At 44.6% G+C, this 17892-nt stretch carries 18 protein-coding genes; 14 read left to right on the top strand and 4 right to left on the bottom strand.

The genetic code is table 11. The annotated features are described in order from the left end of the window. Positions 1-97 precede the first annotated feature (97 nt). A complete protein-coding gene (argS, locus tag D8785_RS04935) occupies positions 98-1786 on the bottom strand; it encodes an arginine--tRNA ligase (protein WP_125374673.1) in 1689 nt (562 codons plus the stop codon). Between the two features lie 102 nt (positions 1787-1888). Here argS and argR point away from each other — a divergent pair, with 102 nt between their 5' ends. Together argR and mutS are read left to right on the top strand one after the other, a co-directional pair. Next, positions 1889-2332, top strand: a complete 444-nt coding sequence (argR, locus tag D8785_RS04930; protein WP_125374672.1) for an arginine repressor — start codon at positions 1889-1891, stop codon at positions 2330-2332. Between the two features lie 106 nt (positions 2333-2438). Next, complete coding sequence (mutS, locus tag D8785_RS04925; RefSeq protein ID WP_125374671.1) at positions 2439-4982, top strand: DNA mismatch repair protein MutS; 2544 nt, start codon at positions 2439-2441, stop codon at positions 4980-4982. A gap of 187 nt (positions 4983-5169) precedes the next feature. Here mutS and D8785_RS04920 read toward each other — a convergent pair whose 3' ends face one another. Beyond that, complete coding sequence (locus D8785_RS04920; RefSeq protein ID WP_023027388.1) at positions 5170-5628, bottom strand: DUF3021 domain-containing protein; 459 nt, start codon at positions 5626-5628, stop codon at positions 5170-5172. Beyond that, positions 5625-6062, bottom strand: a complete 438-nt coding sequence (locus tag D8785_RS04915) for a LytTR family DNA-binding domain-containing protein (RefSeq protein ID WP_023027387.1) — start codon at positions 6060-6062, stop codon at positions 5625-5627. Before D8785_RS04915 ends, D8785_RS04920 begins: the two co-directional genes overlap by 4 nt. A gap of 253 nt (positions 6063-6315) precedes the next feature. Between D8785_RS04915 and mutL the strand changes: the two genes are divergently transcribed. From mutL to D8785_RS04900, 3 genes are read left to right on the top strand one after another with little or no spacing between them, the layout of a single operon-like run. Next, on the top strand, positions 6316-8265 hold the full coding sequence (mutL, locus tag D8785_RS04910; RefSeq protein ID WP_125374670.1) for a DNA mismatch repair endonuclease MutL: 1950 nt from the start codon (positions 6316-6318) through the stop codon (positions 8263-8265). A gap of 20 nt (positions 8266-8285) precedes the next feature. Further along, the gene (gene ruvA / locus D8785_RS04905; protein WP_125374669.1) at positions 8286-8879 is read left to right on the top strand and encodes a Holliday junction branch migration protein RuvA; all 594 of its coding nucleotides are present in this window, start codon (positions 8286-8288) and stop codon (positions 8877-8879) included. 9 nt (positions 8880-8888) lie between these two features. Next, positions 8889-9455 carry a DNA-3-methyladenine glycosylase I gene (locus D8785_RS04900; protein WP_125374668.1) on the top strand — a complete coding sequence of 189 codons (567 nt, stop codon included), beginning with the start codon at positions 8889-8891 and terminating at the stop codon, positions 9453-9455. A gap of 52 nt (positions 9456-9507) precedes the next feature. Here D8785_RS04900 and D8785_RS04895 read toward each other — a convergent pair whose 3' ends face one another. Continuing rightward, entirely contained in the window at positions 9508-10545 is a 1038-nt protein-coding gene (locus D8785_RS04895; RefSeq protein ID WP_125374667.1) for a S66 family peptidase, read from the bottom strand. 358 nt (positions 10546-10903) lie between these two features. On the opposite strand from D8785_RS04895, the gene D8785_RS04890 reads away from it, so the two are divergent. From D8785_RS04890 to D8785_RS04850, 9 genes are all read left to right on the top strand, one after another. Beyond that, on the top strand, positions 10904-12172 hold the full coding sequence (locus D8785_RS04890) for a competence/damage-inducible protein A (protein ID WP_125374666.1): 1269 nt from the start codon (positions 10904-10906) through the stop codon (positions 12170-12172). A 46-nt stretch (positions 12173-12218) separates the two neighbouring features. Next, positions 12219-13361: a recombinase RecA gene (recA, locus tag D8785_RS04885; protein WP_006595398.1), complete on the top strand. Its 1143-nt coding sequence runs from the start codon at positions 12219-12221 to the stop codon at positions 13359-13361. 87 nt (positions 13362-13448) lie between these two features. Beyond that, positions 13449-13847 (top strand): transcriptional regulator Spx, encoded by a 399-nt coding sequence (spx, locus tag D8785_RS04880; RefSeq protein WP_006595399.1) that lies wholly within the window; start codon positions 13449-13451, stop codon positions 13845-13847. 183 nt (positions 13848-14030) lie between these two features. Next, the gene (locus tag D8785_RS04875; RefSeq protein ID WP_125374665.1) at positions 14031-14624 is read left to right on the top strand and encodes an SP0191 family lipoprotein; all 594 of its coding nucleotides are present in this window, start codon (positions 14031-14033) and stop codon (positions 14622-14624) included. 10 nt (positions 14625-14634) lie between these two features. After that, complete coding sequence (locus tag D8785_RS04870) at positions 14635-15186, top strand: SP0191 family lipoprotein (RefSeq protein ID WP_125374664.1); 552 nt, start codon at positions 14635-14637, stop codon at positions 15184-15186. 141 nt (positions 15187-15327) lie between these two features. Beyond that, on the top strand, positions 15328-15594 hold the full coding sequence (locus D8785_RS04865) for an IreB family regulatory phosphoprotein (RefSeq protein WP_006597020.1): 267 nt from the start codon (positions 15328-15330) through the stop codon (positions 15592-15594). Further along, positions 15594-16013: a Holliday junction resolvase RuvX gene (gene ruvX / locus D8785_RS04860; protein WP_117744821.1), complete on the top strand. Its 420-nt coding sequence runs from the start codon at positions 15594-15596 to the stop codon at positions 16011-16013. Before D8785_RS04865 ends, ruvX begins: the two co-directional genes overlap by 1 nt. 18 nt (positions 16014-16031) lie before the next feature. Continuing rightward, positions 16032-16343, top strand: coding sequence for a DUF1292 domain-containing protein (locus D8785_RS04855; protein WP_006595405.1), 312 nt, complete (start codon positions 16032-16034; stop codon positions 16341-16343). Between the two features lie 275 nt (positions 16344-16618). Continuing rightward, positions 16619-17866: a bifunctional folylpolyglutamate synthase/dihydrofolate synthase gene (locus D8785_RS04850; protein WP_125374663.1), complete on the top strand. Its 1248-nt coding sequence runs from the start codon at positions 16619-16621 to the stop codon at positions 17864-17866. Positions 17867-17892: the final 26 nt, after the last annotated feature.

The following is a 17892-nucleotide window of genomic DNA, read 5'->3' as shown; positions in this document are numbered from 1 at the left end:
CATGAGAAAAGGAGTGAGATGGAACTAAATAAGGCTTATTTAGCTATTCCTCTCACCCCCTAAAAGAGACGGTTCCTATCAAAAAGTAAGGAAGATATTACATCTTATCAGGCGCATCCACACCCAATAGACGAAGCGCTTCTTTCAAAACAACTGCTGTTGAGTAGCTAAGAGCAAGACGGCTATCACGTTCTGGGCTTTCATCCAAGATCCGAGTGTGAGCATAGTACTTGTTGAAGGCTTGAGCCAAGTTGATGGCATATTTGGCAATCAAGGATGGATCATAGTTTTCAGCAGCACGTTTGACAACACGAGAGAAGTCTTGGAGAAGCTTGATGATTTCCCAGCTTTCAGGATCGCTCAAGCTATAAGTCGCATCTGCAGATGGTGTGAAGTTGGCTTTGCGAAGGATAGATTGGATACGAGCATAAGCGTATTGAACGTATGGTCCAGTTTCTCCTTCGAAGGATACCATGGCTTCAAGGTCAAAGTCATACCCGTTTCGACGGTCTGTCTTCAAATCGTAGAATTTAACCGCACCAACACCGACTGCATGTGCTACTTCTTCCTTGTTTTCTAGTTCAGGATTCTTTTCTTCGATCTGAGCTTTGGCACGAGAGATAGCTTCTTGAAGAGTTGGTTCGAGCAGGATGATATTTCCTTTACGAGTTGACAATTTTTGACGGTTCTTTGTCACCAAACCAAAGTCAACGTGGATCATATCGTCGCTCCATTCAAATCCCATCTTCTTCAAAACAGCTTTTAACTGACGGAAGTGGTTGGATTGTTCTTGACCGACAACATAGATGTTTTTCACAAAGTTGTAAGTCCGTGCACGGTAGATAGCGGTTGCGATATCACGAGTGATATAAAGAGTGGCACCATCTGATTTTTTAATCATAGCTGGTGGTAGGTTGACATCATCCAACTCAACGATGCTAGCCCCCTTAGACTCTTTCAACAAGCCTTTTTCTTCAAGGATTTGGACAGCTTCGTCCATCTTGTCATTGTAGAAAGCTTCTCCGTTTAAGCTGTCAAATTCAACACCGAGGAGTTTGTAGATACGGTTGAATTCTACCAAGCTCTCGTCACGGAACCATTGCCACAATTCAGTTGCTTCTGGATCTCCATCTTCCAATTTCTTGAACCAGAGACGTCCTTCATCGTCCAAAGCAGGATCGTTTTCGATTTCGGCATTGATGCGAACATAAAGTTTCAACAATTCGTCGATTGGATTGGCTTCGACAGCTTCCTTGCTACCCCATTTTTTGTAAGCCACCATCAAGAGACCGAACTGTTTACCCCAGTCTCCCAAGTGGTTGATTTTAATGGTATTGTAGCCCATTTTTTTATAGATATTTGAAATAGCATCCCCGATAACGGTTGAACGTAAGTGACCAACTGAGAATGGTTTTGCGATGTTTGGACTAGAAAGGTCGATGGTAACGTTCGCTCCTTGCCCTTCTTCTTGTTGTCCATAGTCAGCACCCGCTTGGATAACAGATTTGATGACTTGGTCAGAGATTTGTGATTTATCTAAGAAGAAGTTTACGTAAGGACCAGTAGCAACGACTTTTTCAAAGTGAGAGGCATCGATTTTTTCCGCAATATCAGCAGCAATCGCTTGAGGAGCTTTGCGTTCGATTTTAGCCAAAGAAAAGGCAGGAAAGGCGATATCTCCGAGGTCTGAAGATTTTGGTTGCTCTAGTAAATTTAAGATAGTTTCTTGGTCTAAGCCTTCAATGACTTTTGCCAATTCACTTGCAATAAGTTCTTTATGATTCATAGTAGCTCCTTTGGTCTTTTGTTACTATTCTATCACAAAATTCGGCCTTTCTTCAAACTTTTTGGTATAATCAAAGTATAATTATTCAAAAGTGGAGCAAAAATGAAAAAAGATGAACGTCAGCTTTTGATTCGAGAAATTATCCAAAATGAGAAGTTATCGACGCAAAAAGAAATTCAAGACCGTTTAGATCAGAGAGGGGCGGGAGTGACCCAGACAACCTTATCCAGAGATCTGCGAGAAATTGGTCTGATTAAGGTAAAAGAGAAGGGTGGCCTCTATTATAAATTAGCCGATGAACCGGATCGAACAGATATTTTTAGACTGATGGCTCAATATGCACAAGTGGTCTCGAGAGCAGAGTTCACACTGGTTGTTCGGACGGAGCTTGGAGAGGCGGCCATTTTAGCCAATGCAGTCGATGAAATTTTGGATGATCAAATCCTTGGAACCGTCGCAGGGGCCAATACCCTTTTAATTGTTTGCAAGGACCAAGAAGTCGCACAAACGGTCCAGCAGACCATTCTCCAACATTCTAGTCACTAGTCAAGGGCGAGGGACCAGTCCAGAAAGGGATCGGCCCTCCTTTTATGTCAGTTTAGTGTTGGAGCAAGTTCTCAGAATGAATGAAATGATAGAGAAAAGGAGCGATATGGCAGCAGAAAAACTATCACCTGGCATGCAGCAATACCTAGATATCAAAAAAGACTATCCGGATGCGTTTTTGCTCTTTCGGATGGGGGATTTTTACGAGCTCTTTTATGAAGATGCCGTCAATGCCGCACAGATTTTAGAGATTTCCTTGACTTCAAGGAATAAAAATGCAGAAAATCCGATTCCCATGGCTGGAGTACCTTATCATTCAGCCCAGCAGTACATCGATGTTTTGATCGAAAAAGGCTATAAGGTGGCTATTGCAGAGCAGATGGAAGATCCTAAGCAAGCCGTCGGTGTGGTCAAGCGGGAAGTGGTCCAAGTCATTACTCCAGGGACCGTTGTCGATTCGACCAAGCCAGACAGCGCCAACAACTTCTTGGTAGCCTTGTCTCATGATGAGACGGATTATGGCCTTGCCTATATGGACTTGGTGACTGGAGAGTTTCAGGTCACTAGTTTGAATGATTTTGCCATGGTCTGTGGGGAAATACGAAACCTGCGGGCGCGTGAAATTGTCTTGACCTACTCCTTGTCAGAAATGGAAGAAAGAGTCCTTCTTGGCCAAATGAACCTCTTACTCTCCCCTATCTCAGAAGTGGCGGAGGATGTTCAACTTCTAGGGGCTGAGTTGACTCATTTGGAGAGAATAGCGGCTGGAGGTCTGCTCCAATACGTACAGGAAACCCAGAAGCGGGAGCTCCACCATATCAAGCCTGCCCATCACTATGAAGTCCGTGATTTCTTGCAGATGGATTATGCGACCAAGGCGAGTTTGGACTTGACAGAGAATGCCCGGACAGGTAAAAAACACGGTAGCCTCTACTGGCTCCTAGATGAAAGTAAGACAGCCATGGGAGGACGTCTCTTGCGGGCTTGGATCCAGAAACCCTTAATGGATCGCCATCGGATCGAAGAGCGCCAAGAGATTATCCAAGTCTTCTTGGACCATTTCTTTGAGCGAAGTGATCTGGCAGATCGTCTCAAAGGTGTGTATGACATCGAGCGTTTGGCCAGTCGGGTCTCCTTTGGTAAGATTACTCCCAAGGACCTCTTGCAATTGGGCGAAACGCTACGCCACGTTCCCTTGATCAAATCGCTCTTGGTCGAGATGGGAGAGCCTGTTCTAGACCTCCTCATTGCTCAGTTAGATGAGCTACCAGAGCTTTGCCGTCTCATCGAAGCGGCTATTGATCCGGATGCCCCTATCGTTCTGACAGAAGGCAATATCATCCGTACCGGCTTTGATCCAACTCTGGATCAGTACCGTGTCGTCCTCCGAGAAGGGACCGGCTGGATTGCAGAAATTGAAGCCAAGGAACGCAAAGCCAGTGGTATTACCGGTCTTAAAATTGACTACAACAAAAAAGACGGTTACTATTTCCATGTGACCAACTCCCAATTATCCCGTGTGCCAGCTCATTTCTTCCGCAAGGCGACCTTGAAAAACTCCGAGCGCTTTGGGACAGAAGAATTGGCTCGGATCGAAGGAGAGATGCTAGAAGCTCGGGAACAATCAACCAGTCTGGAGTATGCGATTTTCCTACGAATCAGAGAGGAAGTCGGCAAGTACATTCAGCGCTTGCAGTCACTAGCCCAAGCTCTAGCGACGGTGGACGTTTTGCAGGGGCTGGCCTGTGTGGCTGAAAGGCAACAACTGACCCGTCCAGTCTTCCAAGAGGCGCGTGATATCCGGATTGAAAAGGGCCGTCATCCGGTTGTTGAGAAGGTAATGGGAGCTCAAAGCTACATTCCCAATAGTATCCTTATGGATGAGACCTGTGATATCCAGTTGATTACGGGGCCCAATATGAGCGGGAAGTCCACCTATATGCGTCAATTGGCTATCATTGTCATTATGGCCCAGATTGGCTCCTTTGTACCAGCTCAGGCGGCGACCCTCCCTCTCTTTGATGCCATTTACACTCGGATTGGGGCGGCAGATGACTTGGTGTCCGGCCAGTCGACCTTTATGGTTGAGATGATGGAGGCCAACAATGCCATTCGCCAAGCGACTCCAGCCTCTCTTATCTTATTTGATGAGTTGGGACGGGGAACGGCGACCTATGATGGCATGGCTCTGGCCCAAGCCATTATCGAATACATTCATGACCGGACAGGGGCTAAGACGCTCTTTGCCACCCACTACCATGAGCTAACCGACTTGGAGCAGACCCTATCTTGCTTGCGCAATGTCCACGTCGCTACCTTGGAGAAGGACGGCCAAGTGACCTTCTTGCACCGGATCGAAGAGGGACCTGCTGATAAATCCTACGGGATCCATGTAGCTAAGATTGCAGGCTTGCCAAGCGATCTCTTGAAGCGGGCAGATGCCATCCTGAGTCAACTAGAAGGCCAAAGCCAAGAAGTGCCAGTAGCAGCTCCAACCAAGCAATCCTCTCAAGAGCTTGGAGAGCAGTTATCTCTGTTTGCGGCAGACACCACTCACCCAGTACTAGAAGAATTAAACAATCTCGATATCTACAACATGACCCCGATGGAAGTCATGATGGCAGTTGCCGAGATGAAAAAGAGAATATAAGAGAGAGTGGGACAGAAATCGGTCATTCGTTAGAATTCGATTTCGTCGTCCCACCTCCGCACAGTTGAGTAGGGCTATAAAAGCAGATGAAATCAGCGTAGTAGAGCCCACTCAACCACTGCGTCTTACTCGACAATCCAAAGACAATTGAGAGGCTAGGACTTTTGTCCTAGCCTCTTTTTATTTATCAAGCCTTTCCTTGCAATTGACGATTGATGTCATCCACTTTCTTTTTATTGAGGTAGTAAGAGACAGCCCAGACAATGAGATAGACGAAGCTAAACTCAAAAATGACAGAGAGATAAAAACTGATTTTCATTGGGAACCAGCCACCCAAGGTTGCTAAAGGTAGGAAACCAAAGAGCATCAAGAGGTAGTGGCTGACGGTCGCGCGAAGCAAGCTCCAATCTTTGTTGAAAAGGACACTCCCCAAGCTGAAGAGGAGTCCGATACCGGCCCAGATAAGGGTACAATAGAGCATAACAAGGGATCCATGAACTTCGTGGGCTTGCATCCACTGGCCGACAGCTGAGCTAGGACTGAGAGGCGTATAAGTGGAAGGGGAGTTTAAAAAAGAAAAGAGGATAGAGAGGATGAGACCGATCAAGATCCCTTTCAGAGCGTTGGTAAAATGGTTTTTCATCATGAGAGTTTCTCCTTAATAGCTTTTAAATAACGACGAGAGGAGTAAGTCATCCTTCCGTTTTTGAGATAGATTTGAACCGATCCGCTACCGGTAAAATGCAGGTGATCGATTTCTTTGGTATTGATAATTTCAGATTGGGAAATTTTTAAAAAGTAGATGGGCAAGTCTTCAGAGAGTTGGTAGAGAGGACCTGTGAGGATGAAGTGGTCATCCTTTGTTTCCCCCACCACTTGCCGGTTTTCAATATAGAAACGATGAAACAAGTGGGTCTCTACAAGATAGGTTTCCCCATCCTTTTTCGCTCGCAAGCGTTCCTTCTGGTCCAATTCCTCTATGAATTGTTGGACTTTCTGGATGCGTTCGCTAGGTTGTGGCGCTGTGATAGCTACGCCTTCTTCTTGAAAATGGGGGTCAATGGTTACTGTTACTTTCATACAAATCCCTTCTAACTGATTGACGTAAGGTAAGCGATCCGCTAGCAGGACCTCTTGCTTACAATTCTATTAAACACTTTTTCAGGCATCAAGACAAGGTTTTTTGCATATTCGGTCATTTTGTCTGTTTATCTGGTAGAAGCCCAGTATATTTAGTGGAGCTAGGGGATAAGGTTTTATAAACGGAGGCCTTCCTTAGAGATATGGTATAATAGTTCTACCTATGCGCGTATAAAAGATAAGAGGGGAAGCTATGTCACAGATTATCGAATTACCAGAAATTCTAGCCAATCAGATCGCTGCCGGTGAGGTCATCGAGCGCCCTGCTAGTGTGGTCAAGGAACTGGTTGAAAACTCCATCGATGCAGGAGCCAGTCAGATTGTCGTAGAGATTGAAGAAGCGGGCTTAAAGACCATTCAAATCACGGATAATGGACAAGGGATTGCCCACGAGGAAGTGGAATTAGCCCTTCGTCGCCATGCGACTAGTAAGATTAAGAGTCAAGCCGATCTCTTTCGGATTCGGACCCTAGGCTTCCGTGGCGAGGCCTTGCCCTCCATTGCCTCTGTCAGTGTTATGACCATTCTAACAGCTCAGGAAGGAGCCAGTCATGGAACCAAGCTAGAGGCTAAAGGGGGGGAAATCGCTTCTCTTGAGCCGGCGACTAGCCCTGTGGGGACTAAAATTAAGATCGAGGACCTCTTTTTCAATACACCAGCTCGCCTCAAATATATGAAGAGCCAACAGGCAGAGTTGTCCCATATCGTCGACATTCTCAATCGCTTGAGTCTGGCCCATCCAGAGATTGCCTTCACCTTGATCAATGACGGCCATGAAATGACACGGACGGCAGGGACGGGAAATCTCCGCCAAGCCATCGCAGGAGTCTACGGCCTTGCTACCGCCAAGAAAATGGTTGCCATCGAGACAGGTGATTTGGACTTTGAAGTGTCCGGCTTCGTCTCTTTGCCAGAACTGACCCGGGCCAATCGCAACTATATTAGTCTTTTTATCAACGGCCGTTACATCAAGAATTTCTTGCTCAACCGGGCTATCTTGGATGGCTACGGCAGTAAACTCATGGTCGGACGCTTCCCGATAGCGGTCATCAATATCCAGATTGACCCCTATCTAGCTGATGTCAATGTCCACCCGACCAAGCAAGAGGTCCGTATTTCTAAAGAACGAGAACTGATGGGCTTGATTTCCCAAGCGATTGTTTCCACTTTGAAAGAGCAAGATCTGATTCCAGATGCTTTGGAAAATCTGGCCAAATCGACACTTCGTCGAACAGAAAAGCCGGTTCAGACCAGTCTCCCCCTAAAAGAAAACAGCCTCTATTACGACCGAGACAAGGGAGATTTCTTTGTCCGTCCAGAGGTTGGGGAATCTCGTCCAAGTGGTGAAACAAGCCCAGAGCAAACGATTCTCTTTGCCCCAGAAGAGGGAAATCAGGAGACTAAGTCACCAGCTATCAAGTTTGCGGAGCGAAAGACGCCTCAGTACGACCAACTAGACCACCCAGAGTTGGATCTGGCTAGTCTAGACAAGGCCTATGACAAGCTGGAGGGTGAGGAAACATCAACCTTCCCAGAGTTGGAATATTTTGGCCAGATGCATGGGACCTATCTCTTTGCCCAAGGTAATGGGGGCCTCTACATTATTGACCAGCATGCGGCCCAAGAGCGGGTCAAATACGAAGAATACCGAGAGAGCATCGGGGACGTGGATGGCAGTCAACAACAACTGCTGGTGCCTTATATCTTTGAGTTCCCTGCGGACGATCTGATCCGCCTGCAACAGCGCAAGCACCTCCTAGAAGAAGTGGGAGTCTACTTGGAAGAATATGGAAGCAACCAGTTGATCTTGCGGGAGCATCCGGTCTGGATGAAGGAAGAAGAGATCGAGTCGGGCATTTATGAGATGTGTGACATGCTCCTCTTGACCAAGGAAGTGTCCATCAAGAAATACCGGGCGGAGTTGGCCATCATGATGTCCTGCAAACGATCCATCAAGGCTAATCACACCCTGGATGATTACTCCGCACGCGATCTGATCTACCAACTGTCCCAATGTGACAACCCTTATAACTGCCCTCATGGCCGTCCGGTCTTGGTCAACTTCACCAAGTCGGACATGGAAAAGATGTTCCGACGCATTCAGGAAAATCACACCAGCCTACGGGAATTAGGCAAATATTAAACAAAGAATAAAGGAATCTTATGTACGAATACATTAAAGGAAGCTTAACGAAAATCACTGCCAAATACATCGTGGTGGAAACAGCTGGGATCGGCTATCTCTTACATGTGGCCAATCCCTACGCTTACTCTGGCAAAATGAACCAAGAGGTGCAAGTATATCTCCATCAAGTAGTCCGTGAAGACGCTCATCTTCTCTATGGCTTTGCGACCGAAGAAGAGAAAAAGCTTTTTTTGAACTTGATCTCGGTCTCTGGAATTGGCCCAGTCTCAGCTTTAGCCATCATCGCTGCGGATGACAATGCAGGCCTTGTTCAAGCCATCGAAAGTAAGAACATCACCTACTTGACCAAGTTTCCAAAGATCGGCAAGAAAACAGCCCAACAGATGGTCTTGGACCTAGAAGGTAAGATTAACCTTGATCTAGAGGATGCACCAGCTCAATCTAAAGCTCAGGCGACAGAAGAAAACCAAGCCCTTGAAGAAGCCATGGAAGCCATGTTGGCTTTGGGCTACAAGGCGGCGGAGCTCAAGAAAATCAAGAAATTCTTTGAAGGTACGACCGATACAGCAGAGAACTATATCAAGTCTGCTCTTAAGATGCTGGTGAAATAGGAGAAGTTTATGCCAAAACGCTGTGGCTGGGTAAAAATGAACAACCCACTATATGTAGCCTATCATGATGAGGAATGGGGACAGCCCCTCCATGACGACCACGCCCTTTTTGAGTTGCTTTGCTTGGAGACCTATCAGGCGGGACTTTCTTGGGAGACGGTACTCAATAAACGGCAGGCTTTCCGTGAGGCTTTTCATGGCTATCACCTTCAAGGTGTCGCAGAGATGTCGGATGAGGAGCTGGAAGCTTTATTAGATAATCCAGCCATCATTCGAAATCGAGCCAAGATCTTTGCGACAAGGGCCAACGCCCAGGCCTTTTTACAAGTCCAGGCAGAGTTCGGCTCTTTTGATAGCTATCTCTGGTCTTTTGTTGAGGGGAAAACCATCAGCAATGACGTCCCGGATTACCGGCAGGCGCCTGCCAAAACAGCTCTATCTGAGAAATTATCCAAAGATTTCAAAAAGCGAGGCTTTAAGTTTACAGGCCCCGTTGCGGTCCTATCCTACCTACAAGCAGCAGGACTGGTCAATGATCATGAGAATGATTGTGAATGGAAAAGTGGAAATAAGTGACGTTAGATATCTAGAACATCAGAGAATACAGAAAAAAGCTGAGAAATTCATCTCAGCTTTCTTTGTGATAGTCAAAGCGAATGACTTGCTCCGTTGCGTCTACATACGCGTGGACTCCAAAAGGAACAATCGCTCTTGGTGTGGCATGGCCAACATTCAGATTATAGATAATCGGGATATTGTTGTCAATGATATCCAATAGTGCCTCTTTATAGTCGTCATAGAAGGTTTCATCCATAGGTTTTCCGACCAAGAGTCCACTAATGACTTCAAATATCCCAGTTTCTTTTAAAGCCTGCAACATTTTTTTGAAATCATCAGGTTCAGGCTTTTCTTCACTTGTTTCTAGCAATAGAATCTTTCCTTTCCAGTCGGATAAGTCAGGGAAGAGTCTGTACTTTTGGCAGAGGTCTGTGCTATCTGCGTGTAGAGAGTTGTCAAAAATATCATAGAGAGACTCAAGACAACCACCGAGGATTTCTCCCTCAAACTGAGCATTGCCTTGTAACAAGTCAAAACCTGTATTTGCATGGCTGACACGAGGTGTTCCCAAGGCTTTGGGACTAAAATCAGTCCGTTCCTCATACCAAACGTTACTAGGGCGGATTTCTGAGATTCTTCCCGTCTCAATCAATTCTTTGAAGTAGTGGAGGCTATATGGCAACATTTCTTTGTCTAACTCACAAATGTCTGCTATAAAGGATTGGCCGTAAAAAGTCTTGATTCCTAGTTTATGCAACATGAGATGGTTCATGGTCGTATCCGAGAAACCGAGAAAAATCTTTGGTTTGATAACCTTTTGTAGTTGGTCATTTTCAAAAAGATAAGGTAGTAAGCGATAGGTATCGTCTCCACCAATGGCGCATAGGATCATGTCGATACTATCATCAGAAAAGGCCTGAATCAAATCCTCTGCACGAGCTTCAGGATGTTCTTTGATAAAATCTAAGCCTTTTAGTGAATGAGGTAAAAAGATAGGATTGAGTCCGAGGTCCTTGAGACGTTGAATACCCAAGTCCACTTCATGCTTGACAAAGTCTTCACCGATAATCCCACTAGATAAACTTATAATACCAATAGTAGAAGTCATATATTATCCTCCTAAAAATAAATTGATGCTATTGTATCATAAAAAATGATAGAAAAATATAAGGAATAGCGTTAGAGATACGATTTTATGTCAATAAAGCAATAGAAAAATAACCGCTCGATGTGCTTACTTCAGAATATTAGCAAGCCCTTTTAGAAGTTGGTTACCACGTAGTTAAATCTCTTAAGAATATTGATGTAACGGAATTTATAAGAGTTTTTTTACTTTATAATACTCTAAAAGAAAAAGATTGAAGAAAGTTACCTAAAATGAACTTTTTCTTCAATCTGTTTTTAAAATAATTTAGGAAATTGTGTTACAATGAAGAAAAATTACGAATAGTATAAGTGGAGGCGTTATGAAAGCAGAGATCATTGCAGTGGGAACCGAAATTCTCACTGGACAAATTGTCAATACCAATGCGCAATTCTTATCAGAAAAGTTGGCCAGTCTAGGGATCGACGTTTATTTCCAAACTGCAGTTGGAGATAATGCTGATCGTCTCTTGTCTGTTCTTGCGATTGCGCGCGATCGAAGTGATCTCGTCATCCTCACAGGAGGTCTGGGGCCGACCGAAGACGATCTGACCAAGCAAACCCTAGCCCAGTTCTTGGATAGAGACTTGACATTTGATCCCGAAGCAATGGCCAAGTTGGATCGCTTCTTTGCCAGTCGGCCAGACCATGTCCGAACTCCCAATAATCTGAGACAGGCTCAAATAGTAACGGGCTCTACGCCCCTCCAAAACCTAACCGGTTTGGCAGTGGGAGGGCTGATCGAAGTAGAGGGCGTTAGCTATGTGGTCTTGCCTGGTCCTCCGAGTGAATTGAAACCCATGGTCAATGATGAGCTGGTGCCTCTTCTAGCGACAGGAGAGAAGCTCTATTCACGTGTCTTGCGCTTCTTTGGGATTGGGGAAAGCCAGCTGGTAACCGTCTTGGCGGATGTGATTGATGGTCAAACGGACCCAACCTTGGCCCCTTATGCTAAGACCGGAGAAGTCACCTTGCGCTTGTCGACCAAGGCTACATCACAAGAGCGAGCAGATCAGAAATTGGATCAACTGGAGCAAGTGATTCTCCGTCATGAGACCTTGGATGGTCAATCCTTGAGCCAGCTCTTCTATGGCTATGGAGATGACAATTCCCTAGCTAAGATGGCTTTTGAACTCTTGCGCGAGAAGGGCTTGACCCTGACCGCAGCGGAGAGCTTGACGGCCGGGATGTTCCAGTCGACTCTGGCTAATTTCTCAGGAGCTTCAGCGGTCTTGCCAGGAGGTTTCGTCACCTACAGCATAGAGGAAAAGAGCAAAATGCTCCAAATCCCCCTAACTGAGTTACAAGCACACGGAGTGGTCTCTGCCCGTACAGCTGAGCGGATGGCGGCACAAGCCCGTCTCTTAACAGGGGCTGACTATGGAGTCAGTCTGACAGGTGTTGCCGGTCCAGATAGTCTGGAAGGGCACCCAGCAGGAACTGTCTTTATTGGAGTTGCGGGTCCTAAAGGAGCCCAATCGATCAAGGTCAATATCGCTGGCCGGAGTCGTATGGATGTTCGTAAAGTCGCAGTCCTCCATGCCTTTAATCTGGTACGCAAGACTGTATTATTAGATGAAAATTTGCTATAATAAAAAGAAGGTGTAAAACACTACGCTTTGAACAGAGGAGAAAAGAATGGCGAAAAAACAGAAAAAATTAGATGATATCTCAAAGAAATTTGGAGATGAGCGTGAAAAAGCCCTCAATGATGCCCTGAAGTTGATCGAAAAAGACTTTGGTAAAGGATCCATCATGCGTCTGGGCGAACGCGCAGAACAAAAAGTACAAGTCATGAGCTCTGGTTCCTTGGCTCTTGATATTGCCTTGGGTGCTGGTGGTTATCCAAAAGGTCGGATCATCGAAATCTATGGTCCAGAATCATCAGGTAAAACAACCGTTGCCCTCCATGCAGTAGCTCAAGCCCAAAAAGAAGGAGGCATTGCTGCCTTTATCGACGCCGAGCATGCCTTGGATCCATCTTATGCAGCAGCTCTTGGGGTCAATATTGATGAACTCCTCTTGTCTCAACCAGACTCAGGGGAACAAGGACTTGAAATTGCTGGTAAATTGATTGACTCAGGTGCCGTTGATCTGGTCGTAATTGACTCTGTTGCTGCCTTAGTACCACGCGCAGAAATCGATGGCGATATCGGGGATAGCCACGTTGGTTTGCAAGCACGGATGATGAGTCAAGCCATGCGCAAACTCGGAGCTTCTATCAACAAGACCAAGACCATTGCCATCTTTATCAACCAATTGCGTGAAAAAGTTGGGGTCATGTTTGGAAATCCAGAAACCACACCCGGTGGTCGTGCCCTTAAATTCTATGCTTCTGTTCGTCTAGATGTTCGTGGGAATACCCAGATCAAGGGAACGGGGGATCAAAAAGATACCAACGTTGGTAAAGAAACCAAGATCAAGGTTGTGAAAAATAAGGTAGCTCCACCGTTCAAGGAAGCTATGGTTGAAATCATGTACGGAGAAGGAATTTCACGTACTGGCGAATTGCTGAAAATTGCAACAGACCTCGATTTGATCCAAAAAGCTGGTGCTTGGTATTCTTATAACGGCGAGAAGATTGGCCAAGGTTCTGAAAATGCTAAGAAATACTTGGCAGACCATCCAGAAATTTTTGATGAGATTGATCACCAAGTGCGCGTGCGTTTTGGTTTGATCGATGATGACACTGCTGTAGTTGCACAAGATGAAGTAGCTGAAAGCCCACTTGTTGAAGAAGTGACACTAGATCTTGATGATGCAATTGAGATTGAAGAGTAATTTTTTTCAAAATAGGTCGAAAGACTGATGGTTTTTATGGTATAATATACTACAATGTTATTATCGTGTGGCGAAAGGAGTGCATACATGATTAAAATTTATACAGTTTCAAGTTGCACGAGTTGTAAAAAAGCCAAAACTTGGCTAAATGCTCATCAGTTGATCTATAAAGAACAAAACCTTGGTAAAGAAGGAATTACAAAAGAAGAATTGCTCGATATTTTGACCAAAACAGAAAATGGAATTGCAAGTATCGTTTCTTCAAAAAATCGATATGCTAAGAATCTAGGGGTCGATATTGAAGACCTCAGCATGAATGAAGTCATCGATATCATCTTAGAAACACCACGAATCTTGAAAAGCCCTATCCTAGTGGATAACAAGCGACTTCAAGTTGGTTATAAGGAAGATGATATTCGGGCCTTTTTACCACGTTCTGTACGAAATGTTGAAAATGCGGAGGCTCGCTTAAGAGCAGCCCTATAAGAAACAAGTAGCCAATCGTTTAGCTACTGAGAAGAGTCGAGATCCTACGATCTCGACTTTTTCTTTTGTGTCTTGATAAAGAATCCACAAAAAATGGTTGTAAGAATGTTTTTGCAGGGAATTCTATGATACAATACTTCTGTGGGCAAAATCCCTTAATAGAAGCTTATCAAAGGAGATAACATGAAAAAGAAGCTTATTTGTCTAGGAGTTTTGCTCCTGGCGCTGACAGCTTGTGAACAGAAGAAACATGGGAAAACCGATTCTTCCAGTGTTCAAAAATCCAACAGTGCTAAAATTGAATCGTTTAATAAAGAAAATCGAAATCTGTTAGAAAAGGCAGAAGAGCAGCAAGTCTTTACCAAACATTTTGTTCTTCCGACAGATGAGAAAGGTATTCGCCAAGAACAGACCATCACCTATCAAGGGGAACAATTACAAAAATTGGTCATGACCAATACCACTCCTGTCAGTGATGAATTGAAAAATGCCATTCAAGAGGTTGGTCTCGAAGAAACCCAACGATTGATGGTGGAGTCAATGGACAAGGATGAGCAACTCAAACAGGCGCGGGCTCTTCCAGGTTTTACAATTGAACTGACCGTACCAAATGAAAATGAATACCAAACGGTCATCACCTATGATTTCACCCAGTTGGATACGAAAAAAGCAGTGGAGTTAGAGTACTTCAAAACAGCCAATGTTGCAGATTTGTTGAAGTTGACACCAACAGAATACATGGATAATCTACTCCGTAATGGAGCAAAAGAAGAATAAGGAGAAAAACGTGAAAAAAATTCTATTACTAGTCGTTGCAGGATTGCTTGTCTTGGTAGGTTGTGGGAATTCTCAATCAAAAGGGGGCAAGTCCTTATCGAAAGATAGCGTCGTCACTCGGACTTTTAAGATTGACAGAGATGTCGATGAGGATGACGTGGTAGGTAAACAAGAAATTACAGTGACAGTATCTTACCAAGGAAAGAAATACAAGAAAGTTTCAATCAAACTATCGACTCATGTGTCGGATGAATTCAAAGCTGAAATCAAGAAGTTGATCGATGCTGAGGATGATAAAGAGGGTGCCAAGCAAGCCTTGATTGAGGGCTATGAAGGTGAAGGGGGCATTGATGAACTAAGAGACTACGATGGGATTACAGTGACATCAGATTGGACAGGTGAAGCAATGGTCTCTGAGATTGAGATTGATCCTGATAAAGTAGACTTCGATGACATTAAAAACAGTGAAGACTTGGGAGATATTTGCAAAATGATCAAGACTTACTCTCCAACGCTCTTCATCAAAAACATGGAAAAAAATGGCTTTAAAGAAGTAAAATAAAGTCATTGAAAAATGCAGAAGATTGCTTTCAAAAACAAGTGATGAAAAGTTCAAGAAAGCCCGTAAAATCAATATTTTTCGTTTGAAAAGGTATGGAAATTATGGTATAATAGTACTAATATAAAGAAAGAGGGTGGTATTGTGGGATTTACAGACGAAACAGTACGTTTTAATCTTGACGATTCAAATCGTAAAGAAATTAGTGATACATTAAAGGATGTCTACTTATCTTTGGATGAGAAGGGCTACAATCCAATCAATCAAATCGTTGGTTATGTACTCAGTGGTGATCCTGCTTATGTACCTCGTTATAACAACGCTCGCAACCAAATTCGTAAGTACGAACGAGATGAAATTGTTGAAGAATTGGTTCGTTACTACTTGAAAGGGCAAGGGATCGATCTCTAATGAGAATTATGGGACTAGACGTTGGCTCGAAGACAGTCGGAGTAGCCATCAGTGATCCATTAGGTTTTACTGCTCAAGGTCTGGAGATTATTCAGATTAATGAGGAGAAGGGAGAGTTTGGCTTTGACCGTCTCTCTGAACTGGTGAAGGAATACCGGGTTGATCGCTTTGTCGTTGGTTTACCAAAAAACATGAACAACACAAGCGGCCCTCGAGTGGAAGCGAGTCAAGCTTATGGGAAGCGCCTTGAAGAGTTATTCAACTTGCCGGTTGAGTATCAGGATGAGCGTTTGACGACCGTTGCAGCGGAGCGAATGCTGATTGAACAAGCGGATATCAGCCGAAATAAGCGTAAAAAAGTCATTGATAAATTGGCTGCCCAGTTGATTTTACAAAATTATTTAGATCGAAAATTTTAGAAAAAAAGAGGAAAAAAGATGGCACACAATCATGATCATGATCACAACCATGACGAACGCGAATTGATTACATTGGTAGATGAGCAAGGAAATGAAACCTTGTTTGAAATTCTTTTGACCATTGATGGAAAAGAAGAATTTGGTAAAAACTATGTTCTTTTGATTCCTGCAAATGCAGAAGAAGATGAAAATGGTGAAGTAGAAATCCAAGCATACTCATTTACTGAAAACGAAGACGGAACAGAAGGCGACCTTCAACCAATCCCAGAAGATTCAGATGATGAATGGAATATGATTGAAGAAGTCTTCAACAGCTTTATGGAGGAGTAAAAACATCCAGTGGATGTTTTTAGCCCAACTCCTAGAAGCTGGAGAGAGTTGGAATGTTCAGTGAACATTTTTACCCTTGCGTTGAAAATGCAGACCGCAAGTAAATCCAGTGGATGTTTTTAGCCCAACTCCTAGAAGCTGGAGAGAGTTGGAACGTCCGGGGGACGTTTTTAGCTCTGCTTCTAGGAACACTAGAAGCGGAGTAGCAATTAAAGAAATAGCGGAGCGTGAGCCAGCAAGGTGGCTTGATCGCTCTTTTCTTTTAGGAGAAAGAAATGAATCAAATTGAAGAATGGATGAATAGTCGAATTGGACTCAATTTTCGTTCAGGCTTGGGGCGCATGCAACAGGCTGTAAAGCTCTTAGGGAACCCTCATGAAGCAGTTCCTATGATCCATGTGACAGGGACAAACGGGAAGGGATCAACCATTGCTTTTATGCGACAACTATTCCAGCAGCATGGTCTGAAAGTTGGGACCTTTACTTCTCCGCATATCGTTAGTATGCATGATCGGATTTGTATAAATGGGCAACCGATTTCGGATCAGGATCTGATTCGCTTGGGTCAGAGAATCCAAGAGATGGAGTCTCAGCTTCTCGAGACTCACGACCAACTCTCCTACTTTGAGATTATCACCCTCTTGGCCTTTTTGTATTTTCATGAGCAAGAAGTAGACTTGGCCTTGATTGAGGTTGGGATTGGGGGCCTCCTCGATACGACCAATGTCATCACAGGAGAAGTAGCAGTGATTACCTCAGTAGGTCTGGATCATCAAGATACCTTGGGAGGAAGTCTAGAGGCCATAGCTGCTCAAAAAGCTGGAATCTTTAAAGCAGGGAAGCCGGCTGTTATTGGTCCACTGGCTGAAGAGGCTGAGCGTGTCTGCATAGAAGAGGCCAAGGCAACAGGCTGTTCGCTAGCTCGCTATGGAGACGATTTCCAACTGGTAAAGGGTGTCTTCCAAGATGCCCAGCACCGATTTGATTCGCTAAAAATTGGTCTCAATGGAGCTTACCAGGAAGAGAATGCTGCGGTGGCTCTCGAAGCCTTTCTCCTCTTTATGGAGCAGAGAGGGAAGCAAGTTGATGAAAACTGTGTTCGGGAGGCTTTGCAAGCGACTAGCTGGCCGGGTCGTCTGGAGAACTTTGGGCAAGGAGTCTATCTAGATGGCGCTCATAACCCTCATGCCATCCATCGATTAGTCGAATATGCGCGTACCTTTTCAGATAAGCGGGTGAAGATCCTCTTTGGTGCTTTAAAGCGTAAAGATTACAAGGGGATGTTGGAGATCTTTTCAAGAGACTTGCCGGAGGCGGACTTAACGGTGACGACCTTTGCATATGGGGAGGTTGTCCAAGAGGCGGATGGCTTAGGTTATCCTTATGTAGCTGATTTCAGAGATTACTTACAGGATTATTATAGCCGACAAGATGGGCAAGAGCTGCTATTTGTCACTGGCTCACTCTACTTCATTTCAGAAGTTCGCGCCTATCTATTAGAGCAAGGCAAGAATCCTTTATAGGCAGTAACCTTCATCAGTCAGTCATA

This window comes from Streptococcus australis (assembly GCF_003943615.1).
GTDB lineage: Bacteria > Bacillota > Bacilli > Lactobacillales > Streptococcaceae > Streptococcus > Streptococcus australis_C.
Note: the sequence above shows the minus strand (reverse complement) of the source record. Positions and strands in the feature narration are given on the sequence as shown.

Excerpts from the sequence above, each read along its gene's own strand:
- D8785_RS04875 (WP_125374665.1), top strand. The coding sequence starts at position 14,031 with ATGAAAAAGAAGCTTATTTGTCTAGGAGTTTTGCTCCTGGCGCTGACA.
- D8785_RS04900 (WP_125374668.1), top strand. The coding sequence starts at position 8,889 with ATGCCAAAACGCTGTGGCTGGGTAAAAATGAACAACCCACTATATGTA.
- D8785_RS04890 (WP_125374666.1), top strand. The coding sequence starts at position 10,904 with ATGAAAGCAGAGATCATTGCAGTGGGAACCGAAATTCTCACTGGACAA.
- recA (WP_006595398.1), top strand. The coding sequence starts at position 12,219 with ATGGCGAAAAAACAGAAAAAATTAGATGATATCTCAAAGAAATTTGGA.
- D8785_RS04920 (WP_023027388.1), bottom strand. The coding sequence starts at position 5,628 with ATGATGAAAAACCATTTTACCAACGCTCTGAAAGGGATCTTGATCGGT.
- spx (WP_006595399.1), top strand. The coding sequence starts at position 13,449 with ATGATTAAAATTTATACAGTTTCAAGTTGCACGAGTTGTAAAAAAGCC.
- mutS (WP_125374671.1), top strand. The coding sequence starts at position 2,439 with ATGGCAGCAGAAAAACTATCACCTGGCATGCAGCAATACCTAGATATC.
- D8785_RS04850 (WP_125374663.1), top strand. The coding sequence starts at position 16,619 with ATGAATCAAATTGAAGAATGGATGAATAGTCGAATTGGACTCAATTTT.
- D8785_RS04855 (WP_006595405.1), top strand. The coding sequence starts at position 16,032 with ATGGCACACAATCATGATCATGATCACAACCATGACGAACGCGAATTG.
- D8785_RS04895 (WP_125374667.1), bottom strand. The coding sequence starts at position 10,545 with ATGACTTCTACTATTGGTATTATAAGTTTATCTAGTGGGATTATCGGT.
- argR (WP_125374672.1), top strand. The coding sequence starts at position 1,889 with ATGAAAAAAGATGAACGTCAGCTTTTGATTCGAGAAATTATCCAAAAT.
- ruvA (WP_125374669.1), top strand. The coding sequence starts at position 8,286 with ATGTACGAATACATTAAAGGAAGCTTAACGAAAATCACTGCCAAATAC.
- ruvX (WP_117744821.1), top strand. The coding sequence starts at position 15,594 with ATGAGAATTATGGGACTAGACGTTGGCTCGAAGACAGTCGGAGTAGCC.
- D8785_RS04915 (WP_023027387.1), bottom strand. The coding sequence starts at position 6,062 with ATGAAAGTAACAGTAACCATTGACCCCCATTTTCAAGAAGAAGGCGTA.
- mutL (WP_125374670.1), top strand. The coding sequence starts at position 6,316 with ATGTCACAGATTATCGAATTACCAGAAATTCTAGCCAATCAGATCGCT.
- argS (WP_125374673.1), bottom strand. The coding sequence starts at position 1,786 with ATGAATCATAAAGAACTTATTGCAAGTGAATTGGCAAAAGTCATTGAA.